Source organism: Pseudoalteromonas sp. GW168-MNA-CIBAN-0100 (assembly GCF_040309225.1).
Classification (GTDB): domain Bacteria; phylum Pseudomonadota; class Gammaproteobacteria; order Enterobacterales; family Alteromonadaceae; genus Pseudoalteromonas; species Pseudoalteromonas arctica.
Window position 1 is genome coordinate 1 of sequence record NZ_JBEOOL010000784.1, and the last position, 256, is coordinate 256.

The 256-nt window shown below is 39.8% G+C and carries 1 protein-coding gene; it reads right to left on the reverse strand.

The genetic code is table 11. The features are described from left to right. Positions 1-256 (reverse strand): YhdP family protein (locus AAEY62_RS23410; RefSeq protein ID WP_350636843.1); only part of this gene is annotated, 256 nt, incomplete at both ends.

A 256-nucleotide genomic window follows, 5' to 3' on the forward strand; every position in this document is an offset into this window, starting at 1 on the left:
GGGTTAACCATCCAAGCTACTATTATAGGTATGCTGGAGGTTACTTGCGGCGCAACCGCTAGGTCGTAGTCTATTTCTAGGGTATTTAAATTAGCATAACCTTTAATGGTTAAGTCGGCTGGTACGCCATCCATTTTAGTATCTTGAGTGTAGGCAATGCCTTTATCAAGCTGCATTGTGCCTTGCATGCTGTTATAAAAAAAGCCTTTGGAAAACACATCTCTAAAATCGAGTTTTAATTTACGCACTAGTGAAT